The 21,744-nt window shown below is 45.1% G+C and carries 18 protein-coding genes; 7 read left to right on the forward strand and 11 right to left on the reverse strand.

Features of this window, described 5'->3' with window-relative positions:
* Window positions 1-9: 9 nt before the first annotated feature.
* On the reverse strand, window positions 10-294 hold the full coding sequence (locus STSP1_RS06060; RefSeq protein ID WP_085755496.1) for a hypothetical protein: 285 nt from the start codon (window positions 292-294) through the stop codon (window positions 10-12).
* A 162-nt stretch (window positions 295-456) separates the two neighbouring features.
* Here STSP1_RS06060 and STSP1_RS06065 point away from each other — a divergent pair, with 162 nt between their 5' ends.
* From STSP1_RS06065 to STSP1_RS06095, 7 genes are all read left to right on the forward strand, one after another.
* Window positions 457-1,854: a right-handed parallel beta-helix repeat-containing protein gene (locus STSP1_RS06065; protein WP_085755497.1), complete on the forward strand. Its 1,398-nt coding sequence runs from the start codon at window positions 457-459 to the stop codon at window positions 1,852-1,854.
* A gap of 271 nt (window positions 1,855-2,125) precedes the next feature.
* Window positions 2,126-2,620 carry a pantetheine-phosphate adenylyltransferase gene (coaD, locus tag STSP1_RS06070; protein ID WP_204845079.1) on the forward strand — a complete coding sequence of 165 codons (495 nt, stop codon included), beginning with the start codon at window positions 2,126-2,128 and terminating at the stop codon, window positions 2,618-2,620.
* 1 nt (window position 2,621) lies between these two features.
* Window positions 2,622-2,981 carry a 6-pyruvoyl trahydropterin synthase family protein gene (locus tag STSP1_RS06075; protein ID WP_161491636.1) on the forward strand — a complete coding sequence of 120 codons (360 nt, stop codon included), beginning with the start codon at window positions 2,622-2,624 and terminating at the stop codon, window positions 2,979-2,981.
* Between the two features lie 23 nt (window positions 2,982-3,004).
* Entirely contained in the window at window positions 3,005-3,511 is a 507-nt protein-coding gene (locus tag STSP1_RS06080; protein WP_123806999.1) for a UvrB/UvrC motif-containing protein, read from the forward strand.
* Window positions 3,511-4,548, forward strand: a complete 1,038-nt coding sequence (locus STSP1_RS06085) for a hypothetical protein (RefSeq protein ID WP_085755500.1) — start codon at window positions 3,511-3,513, stop codon at window positions 4,546-4,548. Before STSP1_RS06080 ends, STSP1_RS06085 begins: the two co-directional genes overlap by 1 nt.
* 15 nt (window positions 4,549-4,563) lie before the next feature.
* On the forward strand, window positions 4,564-5,757 hold the full coding sequence (gene larC / locus STSP1_RS06090; RefSeq protein WP_085755501.1) for a nickel pincer cofactor biosynthesis protein LarC: 1,194 nt from the start codon (window positions 4,564-4,566) through the stop codon (window positions 5,755-5,757).
* Window positions 5,754-6,680: a MauE/DoxX family redox-associated membrane protein gene (locus STSP1_RS06095; protein WP_085755502.1), complete on the forward strand. Its 927-nt coding sequence runs from the start codon at window positions 5,754-5,756 to the stop codon at window positions 6,678-6,680. Before larC ends, STSP1_RS06095 begins: the two co-directional genes overlap by 4 nt.
* 188 nt (window positions 6,681-6,868) lie before the next feature.
* Here STSP1_RS06095 and tnpA read toward each other — a convergent pair whose 3' ends face one another.
* From tnpA to STSP1_RS06145, 10 genes are all read right to left on the reverse strand, one after another.
* Window positions 6,869-7,333, reverse strand: coding sequence for an IS200/IS605 family transposase (gene tnpA / locus STSP1_RS06100; RefSeq protein ID WP_085755503.1), 465 nt, complete (start codon window positions 7,331-7,333; stop codon window positions 6,869-6,871).
* Between the two features lie 162 nt (window positions 7,334-7,495).
* On the reverse strand, window positions 7,496-8,404 hold the full coding sequence (locus tag STSP1_RS06105) for a glycine betaine ABC transporter substrate-binding protein (protein WP_085755504.1): 909 nt from the start codon (window positions 8,402-8,404) through the stop codon (window positions 7,496-7,498).
* A 158-nt stretch (window positions 8,405-8,562) separates the two neighbouring features.
* Complete coding sequence (locus STSP1_RS06110; protein ID WP_085755505.1) at window positions 8,563-9,840, reverse strand: hypothetical protein; 1,278 nt, start codon at window positions 9,838-9,840, stop codon at window positions 8,563-8,565.
* Window positions 9,841-9,888: 48 nt separating this feature from the next.
* Window positions 9,889-10,818: a glycine betaine ABC transporter substrate-binding protein gene (locus STSP1_RS06115; RefSeq protein WP_085755506.1), complete on the reverse strand. Its 930-nt coding sequence runs from the start codon at window positions 10,816-10,818 to the stop codon at window positions 9,889-9,891.
* Between the two features lie 27 nt (window positions 10,819-10,845).
* Window positions 10,846-11,682, reverse strand: a complete 837-nt coding sequence (locus tag STSP1_RS06120) for an ABC transporter permease (protein ID WP_094759732.1) — start codon at window positions 11,680-11,682, stop codon at window positions 10,846-10,848.
* Complete coding sequence (locus tag STSP1_RS06125) at window positions 11,672-12,868, reverse strand: quaternary amine ABC transporter ATP-binding protein (RefSeq protein WP_085755507.1); 1,197 nt, start codon at window positions 12,866-12,868, stop codon at window positions 11,672-11,674. Before STSP1_RS06125 ends, STSP1_RS06120 begins: the two co-directional genes overlap by 11 nt.
* Window positions 12,869-13,302: 434 nt before the next feature.
* Window positions 13,303-14,541, reverse strand: a complete 1,239-nt coding sequence (locus tag STSP1_RS06130; protein ID WP_161491560.1) for an IS256 family transposase — start codon at window positions 14,539-14,541, stop codon at window positions 13,303-13,305.
* A gap of 227 nt (window positions 14,542-14,768) precedes the next feature.
* Window positions 14,769-18,059 carry a LamG-like jellyroll fold domain-containing protein gene (locus STSP1_RS06135; RefSeq protein WP_085755508.1) on the reverse strand — a complete coding sequence of 1,097 codons (3,291 nt, stop codon included), beginning with the start codon at window positions 18,057-18,059 and terminating at the stop codon, window positions 14,769-14,771.
* Window positions 18,060-18,078: 19 nt separating this feature from the next.
* Window positions 18,079-19,293 carry a LamG-like jellyroll fold domain-containing protein gene (locus STSP1_RS06140; RefSeq protein WP_161491637.1) on the reverse strand — a complete coding sequence of 405 codons (1,215 nt, stop codon included), beginning with the start codon at window positions 19,291-19,293 and terminating at the stop codon, window positions 18,079-18,081.
* Between the two features lie 226 nt (window positions 19,294-19,519).
* Entirely contained in the window at window positions 19,520-21,709 is a 2,190-nt protein-coding gene (locus STSP1_RS06145) for a LamG-like jellyroll fold domain-containing protein (protein ID WP_161491638.1), read from the reverse strand.
* Window positions 21,710-21,744 lie beyond the last annotated feature (35 nt).

Raw genomic sequence — 21,744 nt, forward strand, 5'->3', positions numbered from 1 at the left:
GGTGTTTTATCATATTTTTTTGATTTTTTTTATCATAGCCTGCCTGAGCTCGTCCGGCAGCTTTGCCCAGATACATATATCTACATTAAAAGGCATCTCTTGGGCAAGTTCTTTTTTAATCTGCCTCAGTTTCTTTTTATCCGGCTCGCTGTCTCCCATTAAAACCACGTCAATACCCGGTGAAAGCTCGGGGAGGCCGTCTTCTTCCGCAAAGAACCGAATTTCACATTCCGGCATAATCCTCTGGAATATACCCTTGATAGTATTTAATTGTTCAATTGTAATCTTTTTCATTTTATGCCCCCTGAGCAGAAAACAAAACAGCATTGCTTTTTTAGTTTAAAAGTAGATGATAACAAAATTGCCTTCTGTTTTACAGGATTTTTAGCTCTCGGGTGATTTGAGGGCTAAAAAATCCTGCAAGAAAGAGCAAACACTTTTTTAAGAGGCTTAAGAATGCTACACATATTACTGGAAAACAAACTCAAACCAAAACTTACTTTGTTAGCCCTTGTCTGCCTTCTGACAATTATATCTCAAGCTAAAAATTTCTTTATTGATCCTGTAAACGGTTTAGACAGCAATCCCGGCAGTAAGCAAAAGCCTTGGAAAAGCTTATCGCATATATTCGAGAATAATTCAGGTATGATTGAAACCAGATGCTGGGAATCCCTGCCGTACAAAAAGGGGAAATCTTTAATCAGCAAAAACACAGGAGCCGTGATTGCCCCCGGAGATACAATCTGGCTTATGGACGGTTTCTATGGAAGCCTTTATATAACAGACTACTACAACTCAGGCTTCATAACAATAGCAGCGAAAGCCGGCCACAAACCGAAATTCTCCGGAATACTTATTCGTTCGAGCAGTAAATGGGCGTTTAAAGGGCTTTACGTATGCCCTGAATATGGAAAAGATAAGAAGCTCGCCAATCATCTTATAAGCATTCAATCTCACGGCTTCAGAGGGCATGTAGAGGATGTTTTAGTAGAAAATTGCACGCTCAGTTCCACACTGGACAGCTCGCAATGGACTGCTGAAGACTGGAACAATCTCAGCCGCAGGGGCATTGCTGCGGAAGGGAAGAATATAACAGTTAGGGGCAATAAGCTAAAGAACGTTGATTTTGGGATAAACGCCGTCGGTTCAGATTGTCTTGTAGAAGGCAATGTTGTAGAAAACTTTTCAGGAGACGGGCTCCGCTCTCTCGGAAACGGAAACGTAATTCAGTATAATGTGGTGAAGAACTGTTACGATGTAAACAACAATCACGATGATGGTTTTCAGAGCTGGGCACGGAAAGATGGCGGCGGAGAAGTTAGGGATGTTGTACTCAGGGGAAATACATTTATAAATTATGAAGACCCGCAGCAGCCTCACAGGGGATATTTACAGGCTATTGGCTGCTTTGACGGGATGTATGTCAACTGGCGCATAGAAAATAATGTGATAATAACAGACCACTGGCACGGAATTACTCTGATGGGGGCAAAGAATTGTACGATAATAAACAATACAGTTATAGACCCGAATAATAAAAGACATGGACCTCCATGGATACAAATCACAAAACACAAAGATGGAAGGCCTTCTTCAAAATGTTTAATACGAAATAATATTGCCGGCAGGATAAGGCCTGACAGCGGAACAAAGGCAGACCATAACATAATAGCTGAAAATCTGGAAACTCTTTTCGTGAATGCCTCTGAATACGACTTAAGACTTGCCGAAACATCTCCTGCAATAAATGCAGGTTCGAGCAAAAAAGCACCCAAGAAAGATATTCGCAAAAACAAAAGATCTTCAGGGGATAAAGTTGATGCGGGGGCTTACGAGTTCCAACATATGCAGTGATTATTTTTACACATTTACAGGAAGCATTGGTTGTGAAAGGCTACTTTCCATTCAATTGATTTTAGGATATGAATCTGCCTCAAGCCCCATTGCTGTAAGCCGGAAAAGTTAGCTTATATCTATTTGGATTTATCGTCCTGAAATATTTAATTTCAAACTCCCTTCAATTCTACACCCTTTTATAATCCAAGCAACCGAATTGATTGATATTTCGAATTAACATTATACAATGGATTATTGAAGAGGATAATATCTAAAAGGGATAATAGACGTGTATAGAAAAGACATCACTGCGGTATTTCCGGGCTCATTCGACCCGATAACCAACGGCCACATAGACGTAATCGAGAGAGGGCTGAAGATGTTCTCGCGTGTTGTGGTTGCGGTAGGCGAGAATTCTGTAAAAACTCCGATTTTCACGGGCGATGAGCGGGTTGAGATGATCCGAGAGCTCTTTGAGGGCCGTCCTGAGGTGGTCGTGGAGAAATACGACGGCCTTACGGTTGAATACGTAAAGAGCATCAAGGCCGACGTAATGCTGAGGGGCCTGAGAAACCTTACCGATGTTCAGTATGAGTTTCAGCTTGCCATGACCAACCGCTCAGTTGCGGGTATTGAAACAGTTTTTGTAATGACGAGTGAACAATTTGGCTTTGTAAGCTCTACACTAATAAGGGAAATGGCGAGCCTCGGCGGGGACGTGTCCAATTTGATCCCTCATAATGTATTCAAGAGGCTTCAAACTAAAACCAGCGAAAGTTCGTAATATGTATAAGGTAACTGTTGAAGACACATTTTACGCAGAGCATGCAGTTAAGATGCCCGGAGGCGAGATTGAGCCGAGCCACGGACACGACTGGCGTGTTCGGGTATGTGCAGCAGCGAAAGAACTGGATGAATACGGATTTGCTTTCGAATTTAAGGATTTCAGAAAAGCCCTCAATATAGTTATAAGCAATATCGGGCAGAATCTCAACGAACTTGAATTAAACGGGCAGCACCCGACCACAGAACTTGTATGCAAGCATTTCTACGATAAAATGCAGGTCCTGCTGAATTCGGCAGAGCTTGAGTATGTGGAAATTGAAGAGGAAAAGGGCTGCTTAGTTCGTTACAGCAAAGATTGATTTTTTGCAAAGGCGGTGAAAAAATGTTATGCCAGAGATGTAAAAAGAGGCCGGCCTCAGTGCATATGGCCGAATATATAAACGGCCAGCAGAGAGAAGTGCATTTCTGCGAGAAGTGCGTTCAGGAAACCCTCTCAGAAGCCCTCAATCAGGGGTCTTTAAGCGAAATGATGGGCAAGCTGATAGGCTCAGTGAGCCAGTCTGACGGCGAAGATGAACAAAACAAGACACCGGAAGCGGAAAAAACCTACGAATGCCCCGTTTGCGGGGAAACATATTCGGGCTTTTTCAAAAACACTCTTCTCGGCTGCCCGGAAGATTATTTCGTATTCAATAACAGCATCAATGATGTGCTGAGCAATTCTGAAATAGAAAATCCAGTTCATTCTGGTAAACTCCCTTCAAAAAGCCTTGAAGATACTGTAAATGAGAATATCAGGCAGACACTGAATATTCGTATTGAAAAAGCACTTGAAAATGAAGACTACGAAAGCGCTGCTCAAATCAGAGACAGGCTCAGGAGCCTTTGATGCTTAAAGAAAATATGTACAAACTGTATCAAATGCCCAATGTAGTAATGGGCACGCAGCTAAATCTGAGGCGAAATTTAATCAATCACCGCTTCAGGAAGTCTGCCTGCACCTCCGAGCTGAACGATATTAAGGAAAAGGTTCTCAATGCCGCCCTTGAGCTTGATGTCTTCAAAGGCGGGACAGTTTTCAGCATGGAAAACTGCGATTTCGATGCCATAGAAATGTTTCTCGAGAAGGGCTTTATAGATGAAGAGTTTAAGGAAAGCGGCTTCGGCGTTATTCTCGTGAGCAGAAACCGCAAAATAACTCTCGTGATAAACGGAGAAGACCACATAAGCCTTTTCATAAACGGCCAGGATGACGACATATTCGAGAGCTGGGAAACACTCTCTGATATTGATGATGAGCTTGAAAAAAGGCTCGGGTTCTCATTCGGGCCTAAATACGGCTACCACTGCAGTAAAATATCAAACGCCGGCACCGGTTTTACCGTTACCTACTTCCTGCATATACCAATGCTCACCGCTGAGGCGGAGGATGAAGACCTCGACTTCTTCTGCGAGCAGTATAAACTCTCCATCGAAAACTCAATCAGAGATTCTTCCGGAATCTCCGATTATTCCAAGATCGAAAACGAGCAGAAAATCGGCATAAGCGAAGATGAGATAATAGTCCGAATGGAAACTGCGGCCGTTCAGATCTCCGAGCGTGAGAGATTCCTGCGTGAGAAGGTGATTCAAAAGAAAAGCATTGTTGTAGAAGACGGCATAAAAAGGGCGTGTGCAGTGCTTAAAAACGCAAAGCTTATTACCTTCCATGAAACTGAAAGGCATTTGAGCTTTCTGCGTCTCGGGATTGAAGCGGGCATTGTTAAAGGCCTTTCGCTTAAGAAAGCAGATTCTATTTTCAGCAGATCAACTCCTGCATACATCCAAAACCGCATCTTCGCAGCAGACCCAATTGAAGAAGACAAATTCAGGGCCGAGCAAATACAAAAACAGCTTCCTGAAAACATAAAATATGAAGAGATGTAAGGAGGGAAAAAGGGAATGAAAATTGGTATATTCGACTGCCCGTCAGGAGCCGCTGGAGATATGATCCTCGGCGCACTGATAGACTGCGGGGCGGATTCTGAGAGGATAGAATCTGCCTTGATGTCTCTTGGGGTAGAAGAGCTTGAAGGGGTTGAGATAAAAGAGGTATTCCGCAGCGGCGTAAGAGCGGTGAAGTTTGAGCCTTTAATCGGCCACCACCATCACCACAGCCAGGGTGAGAATCATCATCACCAGCATCGTCATCTTCCGGATATCGAGCGGATGATTGATGCAGCTGATCTGCCTGAGAAGGTTCAGCAGGATTCCAAAGCGGTGTTTTCAATGATAGCCAAGGCAGAGGCTCAGGTTCACGGAACAACGCCTGAGAAGGTGCATTTCCATGAAGTTGGGGCGGCCGATTCCATCGCGGATATCGTAGGCTGCTGCTTCGGTATATACCTGCTGGGATTCGAGAAGATGTACTGCCCGAAAGTGGCAATCGGAAGCGGAACCGTCCAGTGCGCTCACGGCGTGATGCCCGTTCCAGCCCCAGCAACTGAAATTTTAATCAGAGGGCTCAATGTGTTCAGGGGCGAGGCAGATACCGAGCTGCTAACGCCCACCGGCGCAGCGATTCTGAAATACTTCTGTTTGCCGGGCGAGCCTCCCGCCTACAACAACGTGCGCAGCGGGTACGGCGCCGGCAGCAAAGAGTTTGCTAAAATGGCAAATATAATCCGCCTTACAGAGGGCAGCTCGGGCGATGAGCAGCTTATGGAGAAGGCTGTGATGATGGAAACAAATGTTGATGACAGCACAGGCGAGCTTGTTGGTTCACTCGCAGGCGAGCTTGCAGGAAACGAAAGCTGCCTAGATGTTTGGACAGAGCCTGTGTATATGAAGAAAGGCAGGCCCGGGGTGAAGTTCTGCGTTCTCTGCCGAGCCGAAGACCTCGACAAGATAGCTGAAATTGTCTTTCGCAGCGGGATCACGCTCGGAATAAGATACCAGACAATGGACAGGATAACCCTCCAGAGGGAGTTTGAAACAGCAGAGATTGAAGGCTGCGAGGTTAGGCTCAAAAAAGGATTCTATAACGGAGAGCAGGTTTTCTGCAAACCCGAATTCAGCGACTGCCGAAAACTTGCAGAGATGAAAGAGTTATCACCAGCAAGGGCATTAAACACTATCACTGGACATCTTAAATGAACGAAAAAAACAGGAATCTCCTCAGCGAAATAACCCTTTGGCTCACAAGCGCTGTTTTGATTTTCTCAGCGGCTGCAAAATTCAAGATGGTTCTCAGCGAACCGATTGTGCCTGCGAATATATTTGAAACGCGGGAATTTGTAATCATTCAGACGGTGCTGATAACAGGGCTTGCGATTTGGCTTATTTGCGGGATATTCAAAAAGGCTGGCTGGCTGCTCGCTGTTCTGGCTTTCACCGCCTTCACGCTCGACAGCCTCTACAAAGGGCTCAGCGGGGCAGCGTCTTGCGGATGTTTCGGGGAGGTGGCAGTTAATCCATGGATTACGGTCTTTGCGATTGATGTGCCTATTGTGATTCTGCTTGTGGTTTTCAGGCCTCGGGGCGAGAAGCTTCTGCCACCGCCATGGCCGAACATCCGACATCTGGTTTCAACCGCATTGCCAACAGCACTGCTGCTTGCCTCTATCAGCTGGACGATGGTGCATTTCGAACCTCCCGCCGAAACCGAGGATTATCTCTTCGTGGAAGAGGAGAAGTGGGAAGGGGAGTATTTCGAATACCTCTACGATATAAGCATAGCAGATAAACTAGCTGAAGGGCTCTCAATTATGCTCTTCTACCACAACGACTGCCCGAACTGCCGCGAGGCGATTCCGGTTTACGAGGAGTTTAATCAAGTGATGCAGGCTTCAGGGCAGGATGTGAAGATCGCATTCATTCATCTGCCCTCCCATGAGAGCTCTGCTCCTGATCCGGTTCCGCAGGATACAACATGCCTTACAGGCGAGATTGTTAATGAGAGGCAGTGGCTCACGGCTACCCCGCTGGTTATAGTTATTGAAGACGGCACCGTGCTGGAGGTTTGGGAGAATGAAGTGCCTATGGATCTCGATAAACTGCTCAGCGCCGTTTTTGGTTAACCCGCCTGCGGATTTATTACAGCTAAGTATTTTAACGGCAGAAGGGTAAAAGCAAAGATGGACGCATGCATTGGTCGCCCCTGCGGGGCTGCAAGGATTCACACAAATAATGACTTTGAACAGAATTTACAGAAAAGATTCTGAACTGCCGCAAAGTAAACTACCACGGGCTTACGCCCGTGGCATTTTCAGAATAGAAGCTTCGCTTCCCCGCTGTCTTCTCTACCCTGATGTTCAATATATTTCCTTATTGTTTCTTCATTAATTCCGACTGTTGAAACGAAGTAGCCTACCGACCAAATACCGTCCTGATCCCAGTATACCTTATCAAGCCACGTGAATTTCCTTCTCAGGACTCTGCCGGTATTGGCTTTTAGCTTATTTACAATCTCACTCACAGAATATTTCGGCGGTATTGAGAGCAATATATGAACGTGATCTTCATCTGTGTTAATTTCCCTTATTTCTAAATCGGAAACCCTTCTTCCAATCCCTTCAACCACTTGTTCTAAATATTCGCCAATACCGCTTCGAAATATCTTTCGACGGTATTTGGTCGACATCACCAAGTGGTATCTGGTATAATATACGCTGTGTCCTTGCTTATTGTATTCCATAAGAGCATTATAATCGAAGACAGCGGATACTTCCATCTACAGGTTTACACCTGTAGAATTACGGCGGAAGGATTAAAAAACCCTCCTGAAAAATCAGGCGGGTTTTTAATTCAGAATCCTGATGCTATCTTATTGAATTCAGCTTCAGACTCTAATAGATTGAGCATTAAATTTTTAATACTCAATTCTGGTATAATCTTACTGAACTGTTGTCCAAGTTGCTACAAGAGCGGGATTATCCATCATCCATTGCCTTGCGGCCTCTTCCTTATCATCTGCGTTTGCCATAACGTCCATCAGCGAGCCGATCTGAGCGGTGTTGAATTTGATCTTCGAGAAGAACTCAGCCACTTCCGGCATATCCTGTTTGAATCCCTTCCTGCATATAGCCACAACCCTCTCGGTGCTTCCGTAAACGCCTTTGGGGTCTTCGAGGAATTTGAGGTCGTACCTTGCAAACTTCCAGTGCGGAGCCCATCCTGTAACCACGATCGGCTCTTTCTTGTCGATTGCTGATTTGAGAGAGGCCGTCATCGCAGGGCCGCTTGAAGTAAGCAGTTCGAGATCGAGGTTGTAATCCTGGATAGCCTGCTTTGTTTTCTTCATAATCCCCGCACCTGCATCAATGCCTGTGATCTGGCCTTTGATGCCCTCTTTGATCTGGTTCAAATCTGCAACACTGTCAATTTTCACATAATCAGGGACAACCAGCCCGATCTTCGCTGTATCGAACCACGTAACCAGCTCGTCGAAGTCCTCGCCATACTGCTCCCAGTAATGTCCATGGGTGGCGGGCATCCAGCTCTCTACCATAATATCCTGATTCCCCTCAGCCACAGAGGCAAAAAGCGGCCCGAGGTCTGCGAGAGTCATCTGGACGTCATAGCCCATATCCGTAAGCATTACTTCCATCAGATGAGCAAATGCAACACCCTCAGCCCAGTTGCCGTAGCTGAGCTTTATCTCTTTGGAGCCCTCCGAGCTTTCCTGCTGCTGAGCCTGCTGGCCGTCATCCTGTGCGGGTGTTTGTTTTTTGCAGCCTGTGAAAGCTGTTAAAGCCGCTGCCAAAAACGAAATCACCATAACACTAATTAATCTTTTCTTCATAACATTCCTTTCTAAATTAAAATCTAACTGCTCCAAGGCAGCCCGATAAAGGATTAAAAAGGCTGAAACATTTTCTATTCCCTGCGCATTAAAAGGGCAGCCCTCACAAGGCTGCCCGAAATCCTTTTATCGGATGATTAAGATGCAAGGTTTAGTTTTTAGAAGTAGTAGCCAATGTTTACGTTAAATCTCGTGTGCCAGCCTTGATCTTCAGAAGCTGCTGATAGTCCATCAGTCCAATTTTGGCCGGCAGTATGGAACCACGGGTGGTTCTTACCCATTGCAAGGTCAACCATTGTGAAGAACCTTCCAACGCTGAAAGACATACCGAGAACGTTTTGCTGAGTATCGTTGTAGTCAGACTTGTCTTTCAGAAGAATAGAATAGTCGTTGTAAACGGTAACAGTCTTGATCGGGCCGAAGTTTACGTCGAGATCTCTGCTGATACCAGCTACAAGCATTGTGCCATCCGCTGCTACTTGATACGGAGCATCGTAAGCACCCATTACTACGTAGTCATCGCTCACGCCTGCAGGATTTTCTGCATCGTAGCCATACCTGATAGCTTCAAGCTTGGCGTTCCACTTTCCGTAGTACCCGTCGAGGTGAGTACCGATAGCATAGTGATCGCCATCATCATTGGTCTTGCTGTTGTGAATCTGAGAATACTGGAGAGAAAGGCCGAGCTCGGTCTTGTCGCCGTCGCCGTGGTCAAGTGTCTGGGCTATTCTTGCATTTACCTGATTGCGCTCAGTATTATAGCTTTCAACACCAGGCCATTCATCGCCCTTTACAAGATCGTAAGAGTACCTTGAAGAATCGCGGCTGTCGCCGTAGTAGCTTCCTTCATCGCCGTAGTAGTAGGCAAGTTTCAGGTTTGTGTTGCCCATGTCCTGAATCCACTTAACACCAAGGTCGTAGTCGTCTTCAAAGCCTACGTAGTAGGGAAGCTGGAAGAACCAGTTGTGAGATGCGTAAGGCTGGATACCGAAAGGCACCTGATGAACACCGAATTGAATCTGTTTGGTGTCATCAAACTTATACCCCAGCCATCCGTGATGGAGGAAGTGGTAGAAGTGCCCCGGATCAGCGTGGTGGGTTCTGTAATACCTGTACTGGAATGAACCGATAATCGGGTCAGTTCCCTGAAGGTTAACATTAACGCCAATTGTGTCCAGCGCGAGCTCGCCGCCATGCTCGTAATCTTTTGCCCAGCTCTTGTAAGCGTAATTTGCTCTTATGAATCCGCCAATCTTGAGAGGGCCTGCGGTAATAGGGAGCACCTGCTTGTCAAACGAGGCGTTAGCATCGTCAGTCTCCCCGAATTTGATGCCGCTGAAAGCAGAATCAATATCCTGCTCACTCGCAGCAAACGCGCCTGCAGCCAGAAACGCAACCATCAGTGCGGCCGCTAAAGGAGTCTTTAGGGTCTTCATCAATGAATCCTTTCCAATTTGTAACAATATTCACTTTTTTTAAATTAACTACTTCCAGCTGTTAATCAGCTGCTGATTTTCTGCCATCCAAGCCTTGAGAGCTGCCTTTTTGTCGCCATCGGCATTAGCCATAGCGTCCATGAGTGTTCCAATCTGGGCATTATTGAATTTGATGCTTGAGAGGAACTCAGCAACCTTCGGCATATCTTCCTTGAAACCTTCACGGCAAGTCATACGGATCTCTTCAGCGCTTCCGTAAACACCCTTCGGGTCGTCGAGGAATTTGAGGTCGTATCTAGCAAATTTCCAGTGCGGAGCCCAGCCAGTAACCACGATAGGATTGTTCTTATCGATGGCTGATTTTAGAGAGGCCGTCATAGCAGGTCCGCTTGAAGTGAGAAGGGTATAGTCCAGGCCGTATTTTTCAATAGCTGTTTCGGTAGTCTTGGTGATTCCAGCACCTGCATCAATACCAGTAATCTGGCCTTTGAGCTTATCTTTGATTGAGTTAAGCTCTGTTATGCTGCTGATTTCCATGTACTCAGGGACAACGAGGCCGATCTTTGCATTTTCGAACCAAACGCCGAGCTGCTCGAAATCATCGCTGTACTGATCCCAGTAGTCTTTGTGGGTTACAGGCATCCATGTCTCAAGCATAACGTCCTGATCGCCTTTTGCAACAGATGCATAAATCGGGCCTACGTCAGCCATAGTAAGCTTTACTTCATAGCCCATATTTGTGAGCATCTCTTCTACCAGCTGCGAAAGAGCAACGCCTTCGGCCCAGTTTACGTAGCTGATTTTCACAACCTTTGACTCGCCGCCGCTGCCGGACTGTGCCTCAGCAGACTCAGAGCTGCTTGAAGAAGCGCCCTGCGACTCTTCGCCGCCGGTTGTCTGTTTCTTGCAGCCGCTGAATGCGATCAGCGATACCGCTGCAAACGATAGTAATGTGAGTTTAAGTAGTCTGTTTTTCATTTCGGATTTCTCCTTTCAAAAATAATTCTAACGATTACCCCACTTTTCACCCATAGCCTGGGTTACTCTGTCCAAGTAAATAGCAAGTATAACAACTGAGAGCCCGGCTTCAAACCCTAATCCAATTTTTAACTGGGTAATTCCAAAAAGAACCTGTTTTCCAAGTCCGCCGGCGCCAATCATTGCAGCGATAACAACCATAGATAATGAAAGCATAATCGTCTGGTTAATACCTGCAAGAATACTCGGAAGAGCGGAGGGCAGCTGTACCTTAACAAGCTGCTGAGTTGTTGTTGAACCGAAGGAAACTGCCGCTTCCATCACCTCTTCAGGCACCTGCCTCAAGCCGAGGCTGGTGAGCCTTACTGCCGGGGGCATAGCAAAAATCACCGTTGCCATAGCGCCGGGAACCTTACCGAGCTCGAAGAAAAGCACGGCAGGAATCAGGTAAACAAAAGCGGGCATTGTCTGCATAAAGTCCAGAATAGGCCGGATAACGGTTTCGCCCTTTTCGCTTCTTCCTGCAAATATCCCCACAGGGATACCTATAAGAAGGGCTATAAATGTAGCTACAAGAACAAGGGCGAGAGTCTGCACTGTAGCTTCCCAGAGCCCCATTCCGACAATTACAGCAAAGCCGATAAGAGTCATAATGGGGTAGTGGAAGTGTTTCCAGCCCTTAAGATACCACGCCAATACCACAAGAATACCTATCAGAACCCAAGGGTTTGTTCCGGTAAATGTGGTTTCAAGAGTATCGATAAGCGTACCAACGCCCTGATTGATTCCGTCGAAGAACCCCTCAAAGTTGTCGGTAAGCCAGTTTATTCCCTTTTCAAATGTATCGCCTATCTTAAGATTCATTATTATCTCCTTCCGATGACATTGCTGCCAGAATGCTGGCGCGGGTAACAATCCCCTCAAAGTGTCCGTCCTCGCTTATTACAGGAATAGGCAGAGCGGTTTCAGAGGCTGCCGGTATCATTTCGGCAATAGCGGTATCTGGCGTGCTTGTGTATGCATCTTTTATGATAATTTCATCAAGCTTTTTCTTATTCTCTTTAGAAAGCCTGATTGCATCATCAATTTTCACGTGACCGATGAATTCTCTGTTTTCATTAACAACAAACAGAGTTGAAAGTCCGGAGCGTTCCATCTGCCTGAGAGCCTGAGCGGGTCCGTCTTTATGAGAAGCAATCACTTCCGGCTTCCTCATAACAGTTTTGGCTGTAATCACCTTAGACCTGTCAACATTCTCAACGAAATCACGGATATACTGAGATGCAGGAGCGATAAGTATATCTTCCGGCGTACCGATCTGTTCAATGAAACCGTCTTTCATAATAGCGATCCTGTCGCCGAGTTTGAGTGCTTCGTCGAGGTCGTGAGTAATAAAGACAATCGTCTTGTGCATTTTAGCCTGAAGCTCAAGCAGCTCATCCTGCATATTAGTCCTGATAAGCGGGTCCAAAGCACTGAAAGCCTCATCCATAAGGATTATGTCGGTATCAGCGGCCAGAGCCCTTGCAAGCCCCACTCTCTGTTGCATACCGCCGCTGAGCTCTGCGGTTTTGCTGTCTTCATAGCCTGTAAGGCCAACAAGCTTAACGGCCTTTTCAGCAAGCTCGTATCTTTTATTCTTTTCAACACCTCTGATTTCAAGCCCGAAAGCAACGTTATTCAACACGTTCTTGTGAGGCAGTAGGCCGAAGTGCTGGAAAACCATCGACATCTTCTGGCTTCTGAGCTTATTGAGGTTTTTCTGGTCGAGATCCATTATATCCTTGTCGTCAACTATTACTGAACCTCTTGTCGGACTGATAAGACGGTTCAGGCAGCGAACCAGCGTGGATTTACCGCTTCCGGAAAGACCCATAATAACGAAGGTCTCTCCCTTCTGCACCTCAAAAGAGGCATCATTAACGCCTATGGTGCAGCCGGTTTTGGCCAGAATCTCTTCTTTGTTCATTCCCTTTTCAATCAGAGGGAAAACCCTTGAGGGATTCCTTCCAAAAACCTTGAAAAGGTTTTTAACTTGAATTACTGACATACCTGTCTCTCTTAATTTAATTTTCCAATTTCAAAGTAAACGTGCTAAGCTAATACTCGCCCACAATTCAGCGGCAAAGCCGCACGATATCCTCAGAAAAATAACTGACACGACTGCAAATTGAGCCTGTCAGAACACTAACTACCGCTAATAATGGGCAGATTAAACAGTATTTATAACACGAAAGATTTCAGTTGTAAAGTTTTTTATTGAAACTCAGCAGCCGATTATCAACTCAAAAACCCGCTTTAGGGCTTTATTAAATTATCAAAAAGGCCGTTTTGAAAGCGTAAACAACAGTTTTTTCTTCGCATTGCGAATGATTAGATAAAAAAATAAAAAGTTTTCTTGAAGCTAAAAAACAAGTATTTTTGGCAGTGTCCCAAATTGTGTGTCTGAAGGATCTTTTCAGCATTTATGCTTAGCTCCTTATTTCACCTCAGGGTACCCTGAGGTGAAATTTTCCGCCTTTCTTTTGCCATTGTATCAAGTTCATCCTTGCATGCAAACAGACTCGTAACTTTATACCTCATCAATTTCGTCTCACTGTGCTCCATTAAACGGGCGCAGATCAGATTCAACGCACTTTCTTCTGTAGGAAAGCTGCAGCGTATTTTAACGGTTCTCCTGATTATCCTGTTAAGAGCCTCTATCCAATTGGTGGTGTACATCATACGATGCAGTTTAGTCGGATATTTCAAATATGTGAAATAATCATCCCTCTCCTGCTCAGGGAAAATATTCTCAAAACTGCTGTACTTCTTTGCCCATTTCTTCACAAATTTATCCAGCTCGCATTTACCATCTTCTAAACGGTAGCTGCCATCTTCAAGCTTGAAGACCGCTTTGAAATCTGAGGCAACTTCCTTCTTGTCATTTTGGCGAACCTTGCTGAGTACATTGCGAAGCTTATGAATAAGACAACGTTGAAAATCGCTTGAAGGATAAACCCTGCTCACAGTTTCCGACAAACCCTTTAGACCATCTGCAGCAAAGCAAAGAACCTTCTTTACTCCACGCTCTTTGAGGTCTTTAAGAACTGAATGCCAGCCTTCGCTGCTCTCTTCTGGTATATTGTAAACACCTAATACATCTCGACTTAGGTCTTCCTTTAGCCCTAAAGCAACGTACATCGATTCATTGGAAACCTTGTCCCTGCGAAGCTTTACCTTTACCGCATCAATGTAAATGATGTACCAGTCTTCATCCAGCGGCCTGTTCTGCCAGAGCTTGCGGTATTCTGTGAAATTCGAGGTTATGCGAGATATGCTGCTCTTGGAGTAATTTTGCTCGAAAAGCTCCTGGAAAATCTCTTCGATCTTTCGAGTCGTAAGGCCTTTGCTGTATAACCTAAAGGCTAAATTATCATATTTGCCTCTCTGAGAATTTAACAGATCAAGAAAAAATGGCTGAAAATTACCAAGACGATCTCGGGGAATGTTTATCCTGAAAGTGGATTGCAATCCCTGGACTAAAGCCTGACGGTAACCATTACGCTTGTTGCTCGTGGATTTGTCTTTCCGGCAGCCGTTGACGTAACCCAAAAATTCATCCTGCTCGGCTTTGAGAATAGTCTCGAATGTAATCCGAATTGCATCTTCCAAACTTTTCCCGCTGTGGGCAAGAAAATCTTCAACCGCTTTTTCCAAAATTGTGTTATAATTCCTTTTCATAGGGGTTCCTTTTTGTTTAATTTGACTTTTTTTTAACATACTAAGCATATAGCTTAGAAAAGGAATCCCTTTTTCTTTAGACACACTAATTGGGACGGTCTCGTATTTTTACAAACAAATATCCTAACAAACAATACTTTAACAATTGATTCTTTTAATTTAAGACAATTAATACAAGACGACAGGAATTCACGTGCAAAACAAGTTAAGCAAACGGTATTTATCTTCTAATCATCCCAAACCGAACGCAGCTTGTAAAGATCGAGATAATTAATATGAGCAGTCCCGCTTATGGAGTACAACTGCACACCTTCACTGTCTGCCCGAGTTGGATAAACACGAGTACTGAAAACAGCCCTGTCATTAACAAAAACATCTAAAATACTGTGGTCAACATAAATATGGAATCTAACCGGCTCGCCAGAGGCATCAAATGGGGCGCTTAATAGGTTTGTCTCCGAACCAGTCTTATCAAGGGTTGAGTTTCTCTTATCTAAATTTATTGTACTTGCCAGACGGTCATAGTATATTAAAGTTTCTTCTGCGCCGTCAGGACTTCTTAATACTTTCACACCAACAATAGCAGAATCCTGAGGGTCTATTTCTGTTTTAATTTCAACCATCTTGCCGTAGGCTGGACGAAGCGTTTCATCTCCGATGCCGGTAGCCAGCGTTTGGTTTTCTATATTCAGGTGATACTCTCTGAGGTTTGCAAGCTCAGGGGCAGGCTGCTGTCTTAGAGTACCATCAGAAGCTGCATATAATTTGCGAGGCAGCGAAAAGGTATGGCGCCAACCTGCATTTTCAATAAGTGCAGGACATCTCTGCTCCGGCACAATCCCCATTATTCTCGGCAACCCGTCCTGAGGGGAAACATAAGCCGCAGGGGCAAGCATCCAGTTAAACACATCAAGCTGCCTGGGCTCGGGGTGGTCAGGAATGAAGTGCTCATTCTGCCATGTACCAACCCAATAAAGCTCTCTTGCCGGTCCGTCAGATTCCAGCGTAGTAATCAGAAGGATATGCTTGCCATTTCCAATCGGCAGAAAAACAGGCATTTCCCAGTAAAAACCTGAAACGTCGATATTTCCGCTGTACAGAGGATGGAGATACTGCCAGTCTCTGAGGTTGGTAGATTTGTACAGCAGTGCTGCACCGCCTGTACCATCTACACCTGAGCCTATAACCATATACCACCAACCGTTTTCCTCCCAGACGTAAGGATCACGATAATCCATATATCCTGGGGGAACATCACTAAGCACATGCCCCTGCTTCTGCCAAGTTTTCCATCCATCAACGCTCGTGGCAAGGGCCACATGCGCCTTACCTTCAATTGCTGTATAAACTAAAGTGGGTGTGCCGTTGTAATAAACCGCATTGCCGGACCAGCACCCGCCTGAATCTATGCCGGGCTCAGGGGCTATAGCATTAGGCATATGGTCCCAGTTGGCCAGATCAGGACTTTTCAGGTGCCCCCAATGTATATGATCCCAGAAACTTCCTGAAGGATTTTTCTGGTGAAAAATATGCCACTCTCGGCGTTCTGGGTCGTAAACCAATCCTGTTGGCTCATTGGTCCAGTTTGCTGAAGTGCCAGCGTGATATCCCGGGCGTGCTTGAGAATCAGATATAAACCTTTCTTTTGAAGGAATCAGGTCTGGTTCGCTTTCCAGAGGCAAGGCCTTTGAATAGTTTGCTCTGATTTCCTTGGCAGAAAGGGCTCTGTTGTATACCCTGAGCTCATCAAGTATGCCATTTACAGCGCCATGGGCATAAGGGCCAGACCATTGAGTATTGATGTCTCTGCCTATCATAAGATCATTCTCTGAATTTGGCGTAAGGGGCACGCCTGAGGGGGTTTGCGCTGTACCAACAAGGCGGCTGTTAAGATAAAGTTTAAGGCCGTTATTTTTATGAAAGGAAGCTGCGATATGATTCCACTTATATTTCGGCAGCTCCATCGTCGCCCAGCATGTGTACCAATTCCCATCTACAGAAACAGAAAAATTCCATCTTCCATACTTAGTAAGGCCAAGAAAATAGCCGGCTGTTGGATGTGTATATTGGTTTACAATCGCAGCATCATCTACAGGATAAGATTCAATTGCTACCCAAGACTCAACCGTAAGCTCATCGTCGGGAAGTTTGTCTTGAGTTATAGATTTTGTTATCCAGTTTGTTCCCCCGTCTAAGCGAAGAGCATTCCCATAAACACCTTTTTCCCATTCAGGCTCATAAAACGGACTGTTTATTCTCAGCATTGAATCCGAGACTTTGTCGTAAGTTTGGTATCCATTAGCTTCTTCAAAGTCCAAGACCACTTGAGCATCATCATAATTCATATCATTTCGATAGGGAGTTACATCAAACCCGTTTAGCCAATGACCCATAAAACCAGTAAAATCAACATAATCTACATAGCAGTCTCCATTTTCATCGTGAACTGAAGGAAATTTGCAGGTCGAGGTTACCGTTGAGAACTGCCAAGTAGTGCCCGTAACAACTTCCTGTTCAAAGACTTCGTCAATTCTCCAATAATACGTTCTTCCTGCTTCAAGTTCTCCTGTAATATAGGAAGTTCCCTGCTGTTCAGAACGAAGCTGCAGAGGAAATTCACTGCCGAGGTAAACCCTGTGGCTTTCTGCACCAGCAGCAGGTATCCACTGAAGAGATTTATTTATCCAAACTTCCTTTTCATAATGGGCAGGGGAAGGTTTAAGGGCAGCATTTTTATTAGGCAATGCGGCTAGAAGCTGATCGTCAGTGAGAATATCTGAACTGAAACGCAGCTCATCTATCAGGCCATTAAAAGTTTTTGCGCCGCCGGAAGTTTCCCTGCCTATAAACATTGATTCGTCATTCCCTTGATTCAAACGGCTTCCGTCATAAAATTGCTTCATACTGGTATCAAAGCTGTCGTCTGGGTTTAGGATACCGAAGGTTAGCCTGTCGGATACATTATTGTACCTCGCAACGAAATAATGCCAGTTTCCATCGGCATAATTTCTGCTGTTTAGAGTAACAGACTGGATACCTCCAGGAAGCATATTGATGTTGAAGTCGGCAGCCCCTCTTCCGCTCTCATTTAGCACCATACTGTAGCTGAAATCGCTGTCTGCCTGTAGAAAAATCTGCATTGGGCCGGCAAGAGACTGCTCGCCATTTGTCCTGAAGAACCCCTCAACTGTAAATGAACCTGAGAAGTCCAAATTATTTCCATATTGATCAGGTGGAAAAAACAGTACCCCGTATCCTGACTGCTGTGAGGGGGCATAAGAATGAACACCGCCGCTGAAACCGGCATTGAACATCTCAGCGGGCGGTGTCTGGTTAGACGTGGTGTACCCTGCTACTCCCATATACCAGAGATTATTCCCATGCCCGCTTGAATCTTTTACTACCGGATTTCCGGATAAAGGATCCATAGACCAAAATCCAACCGTCTCAGCACAGCCTAAACAGCAGACAAATTCAACAAAAACTAATATAAAAATCACCAGTCCCAATCTATGCATAATATTACCTCAGAAAATCTTATAAACAGTCGCTTTCAGGAACTATTCCGCAATCCAGCCAAGCCGCAGCAAAATGAGCAAGATCATTTGTATCTATAACGCAGTCATCATTATAATCATGAACTGTAAAAAAATCGCAAGAAGGCCGTTTTGTAGTAAATGACCAAACCTCTCCTTTTACAATAGTCCCATCTTTGAGGATATCATCAACCCGCCAGAGATAGGTTGTGCCCGGATTTAATGTTTCCGGAGAATAAACAGTTTGTGTTTGCTGTTTCTTAAAAGCAGGTGGGTCTGTTTGGCCAAAATACACATTGTAAGCGTATATATCTTGGCTTGATTCCCACTGTAACTGCACGTCCAAATCAACATCATCCTGCCTTGGTTTCGGCTGCGGGTTCTTAGAAGCAGGGAGATTGCCAATAAGATTGGTATTTGAAACAAAGCCCCCGCTCAGCCTTAATTCATCAATAAGGCCCGCAAACTGCCAACTTCCGCTGTAGTTTTTACGTCCGATGAGCATATTCGAACTTCCGCCTCTTCGCACCTCAGAACCTGAAGCAAGCTGCACATTCTTCTGTTCTACCTGCCCGTCCTGCGACAAAACTGTTAAAGAAATTTCATCGGAGGGGTCATTATAACGGGCAGCAAAATAATACCATTGCCCATCAGCATAATTGCCCAAATTCGTATCCGCAAAAATTATTCCGTCAATAGTCGAATCAATTGCGAACCTTAGACAGCCTGCTCCACCTTCATTGATTGATATTCCATAACTGTAATCATTCTCAGCCTGACGAAGAATTTGCTGAGGACCGCTTTCCGATTGATCCCCGTGAGTCTTGAAAAAACCTTCCACTGTAAAGGAGTCGTAATAATCAAATTCATTACCATATTGATCCTGCGGAAAAAAAAGCACCCCATCACCAAACTGCGCACCTGAATCATAGGAAGCGCCTCTCGGGAAATAACCATCGGAAAAGAGAGTTTGCGGAGGCTGCAGAGAATTTTCAGTAAAGCCTGCGTTACCGAAATACCAGAGATGGTCGAATTCGACAACATTTTCCCCCGACCCGCCGATCGTGCCTTGGCCAAGCCCAAATGCGATATCATAAACAGAAGGATTTGCAAGATGAGTCCACTCCATAGACCAGCGTGCAGTTGTCTGGGCAAAACAAACTGATACTGCAATTATCATCGCAATGAAAGCTGTTTTCTCTAACAAACGATTCAAAAACATTCTCCCTTCGAATTGCTTTTCAATTTTATCAGTTGGATTATTAAAATTTTTTCCATTTACAGAAATGTAATTTCCCGCCTTTCCGACAGAATCGCAGCTTAGAGCCGTCCTCAGTGTTGTGAGAGTGAGGTTTTATATGAAACATTAGAGTTTCAACTTTGCATCACCTCTGTGGAAACTTAAACAGCAGGGGGTTCCCCTGCTGTTTAAGTCTTAATTTCTATGGACAAGCTTCGGATGGCACAAGGTTGCATTTGAGCCAATTCGATGACATCACAGCAAGGTCCATTAAGTCAATATAGCAGTTTCCGTCAGCATCGCCCGGTAATGGCGGATCACATTGAGGAATAACAGTGGTGAAGCTCCAAACTTTACCCTGAAGAGTATTGGACATACTGTCAACCTGATCAACCCTCCAGTAATATGTGGCAGACCAGTCAAGACTGCCAGGGTCGTAAGTTGTAGAGCTCTGATTCCCCTGGAATGTAAGGTTATTGGGATCGGTGCCGAAATACACATCATGGCTTACTGCATCTTTCCCTGCATTCCAGCTCAGTTCGACATCAATATCAATACCCTGAGCCCCGTCTGCAGGATACGGGCTGTATGCCCATGGAGACATACCACCCACTTCCGCCGGCGAAAGTTTCTGGTCGTAGATGCTGAACTCATCAAGTTTGCCGACAAAATTCAAAGTATTTGACCATATATTCTGATAAGTAGAGGCCTTCACCTGAGAACTGGAATCATTCAAATCAAACTGTGCTGAAGCTAACTCAGATCCGTTTCTATAAAGAACGCACTGATTAGTCCATCCGTCATAGGTTGCTGTAATCATCTGCCATGTGCCTGTGGTAAAATCTACGCCCGATTCAACATCTGTCCGATTGCCGTAAAACGTAATCCCGCTCCATGGGAAAGAAGAAATATAGCGCAATGAACCGAACATATTAGGATCTGCTGAAGGGTCTTCTGTGTTTTCGCTTGAGGTAAACATCTGGTCGCCCATTCCAGCAATGATGGTTTCTTCATCAAGAGGCTGATCGATATACACAAAGATATTCATTGTCCATGAATCTTCGCTTCCCAGAGGCAGATTAACAGGGCTCTGATTCACTACAGAACCTCCCCCGTTGAACTCAAGGCAGTTCCCTTCAAAGCCCTCTGTCCATGTTGGATTTGCCCATCCGTCAAAGTTGCCGTCATTACCATTTCCAGAAGTGTCTTGTACGGTCTGGCCTGAGCTTTCATCCATTTTCCATTCAAGAACCTTTTGAGGAGCCTGACGTGTCGTGAAAGTCCAGACAGGGCCATTAACCTCAACATTCCCTGAGGCATCCAAACCATCAACCTTCCAGTAGTAAGTGGTGTTTTCTTGAAGGCCTGAGAGAGAATCATAAAAGCTCTGAGAAACATTATCAAGCTTGGACATACTGGTCTGTGATTCTCCAAGATAGACATCATAAGAAGCGATAACCTCTTCATCACCCCACCACTCAAGATAGGCATCCTCAGCCACAACATTCTCTTGACCGTCCTGAGGCTGGATCACGCTTACGCTAACCGGCACTGCACCCATAAGCTGCGTATCAGATACAATCCCCGAGCTGAAACGAAGTTCATCTATAAACCCGTTAAAATTCCGGCCGCCTGTAAAGTTTTCTCTGCCGATAAGCATATTCCCCGCTCCTTCATGAAGGAGCTCAGAACCGCCTGGAAGGGCCTGTGTTGCGGAGTAAACCGAACCATTCTCTTTCATTACAGTTAAAGAAAAACGGTCGTTGCGGTCATCGAAACGGGCTGCAAAATAATGCCATGTACCATCCGCGAAGTTCGCGACTCCCGGCCCCCCTGCATATACTGTGGTGATCTGGCCGGTTCCAGAGGCTATCGTGTTTACAGCAAACATTAAAGCTCCTTCACCGCCTTCGTTAAGCGTGATGTTATAACTGAATCCAGCTTCATCCTGAATCAGAATTTGCTGAAATCCATTTTGAGACTGGTCTCCATCAGTTTTGAAAAATCCTTCAATCGTAAAAGAATCAGCGAAATCGAATTCATTTCCGTAGCCGTCCTGAGGAAAAAACAAAACGCCGTCCTGACCCTGCATATATCCAGCATAAAACGATTCTTCGCCGCCAGAAAATCCATCGTTGAACATACTAGCGGGCGGTGTATCATAACCAGATACATATCCGTTTTCAGGGAAGAAATAAAGGTGATCTTCCGATTCTTCGACAGGCAATCCACCACTCAAGTTCCCTTGGCCTGTCTCAGTAGCGGAATCATTAACCACAGGATTAACTGCTCCGGTGTAATCCATACTCCAATGACTTATTGGAGTAGCAGCGGAAACCATAATGCTCGCCGCAAGCAGAAACAGTAATGAAACTAATCTATTAATTTTCATATATAAAACCTCTAACATGCACATAGAATTATTAA

It is taken from the genome of Sedimentisphaera salicampi (assembly GCF_002117005.1).
Lineage (GTDB): Bacteria > Planctomycetota > Phycisphaerae > Sedimentisphaerales > Sedimentisphaeraceae > Sedimentisphaera > Sedimentisphaera salicampi.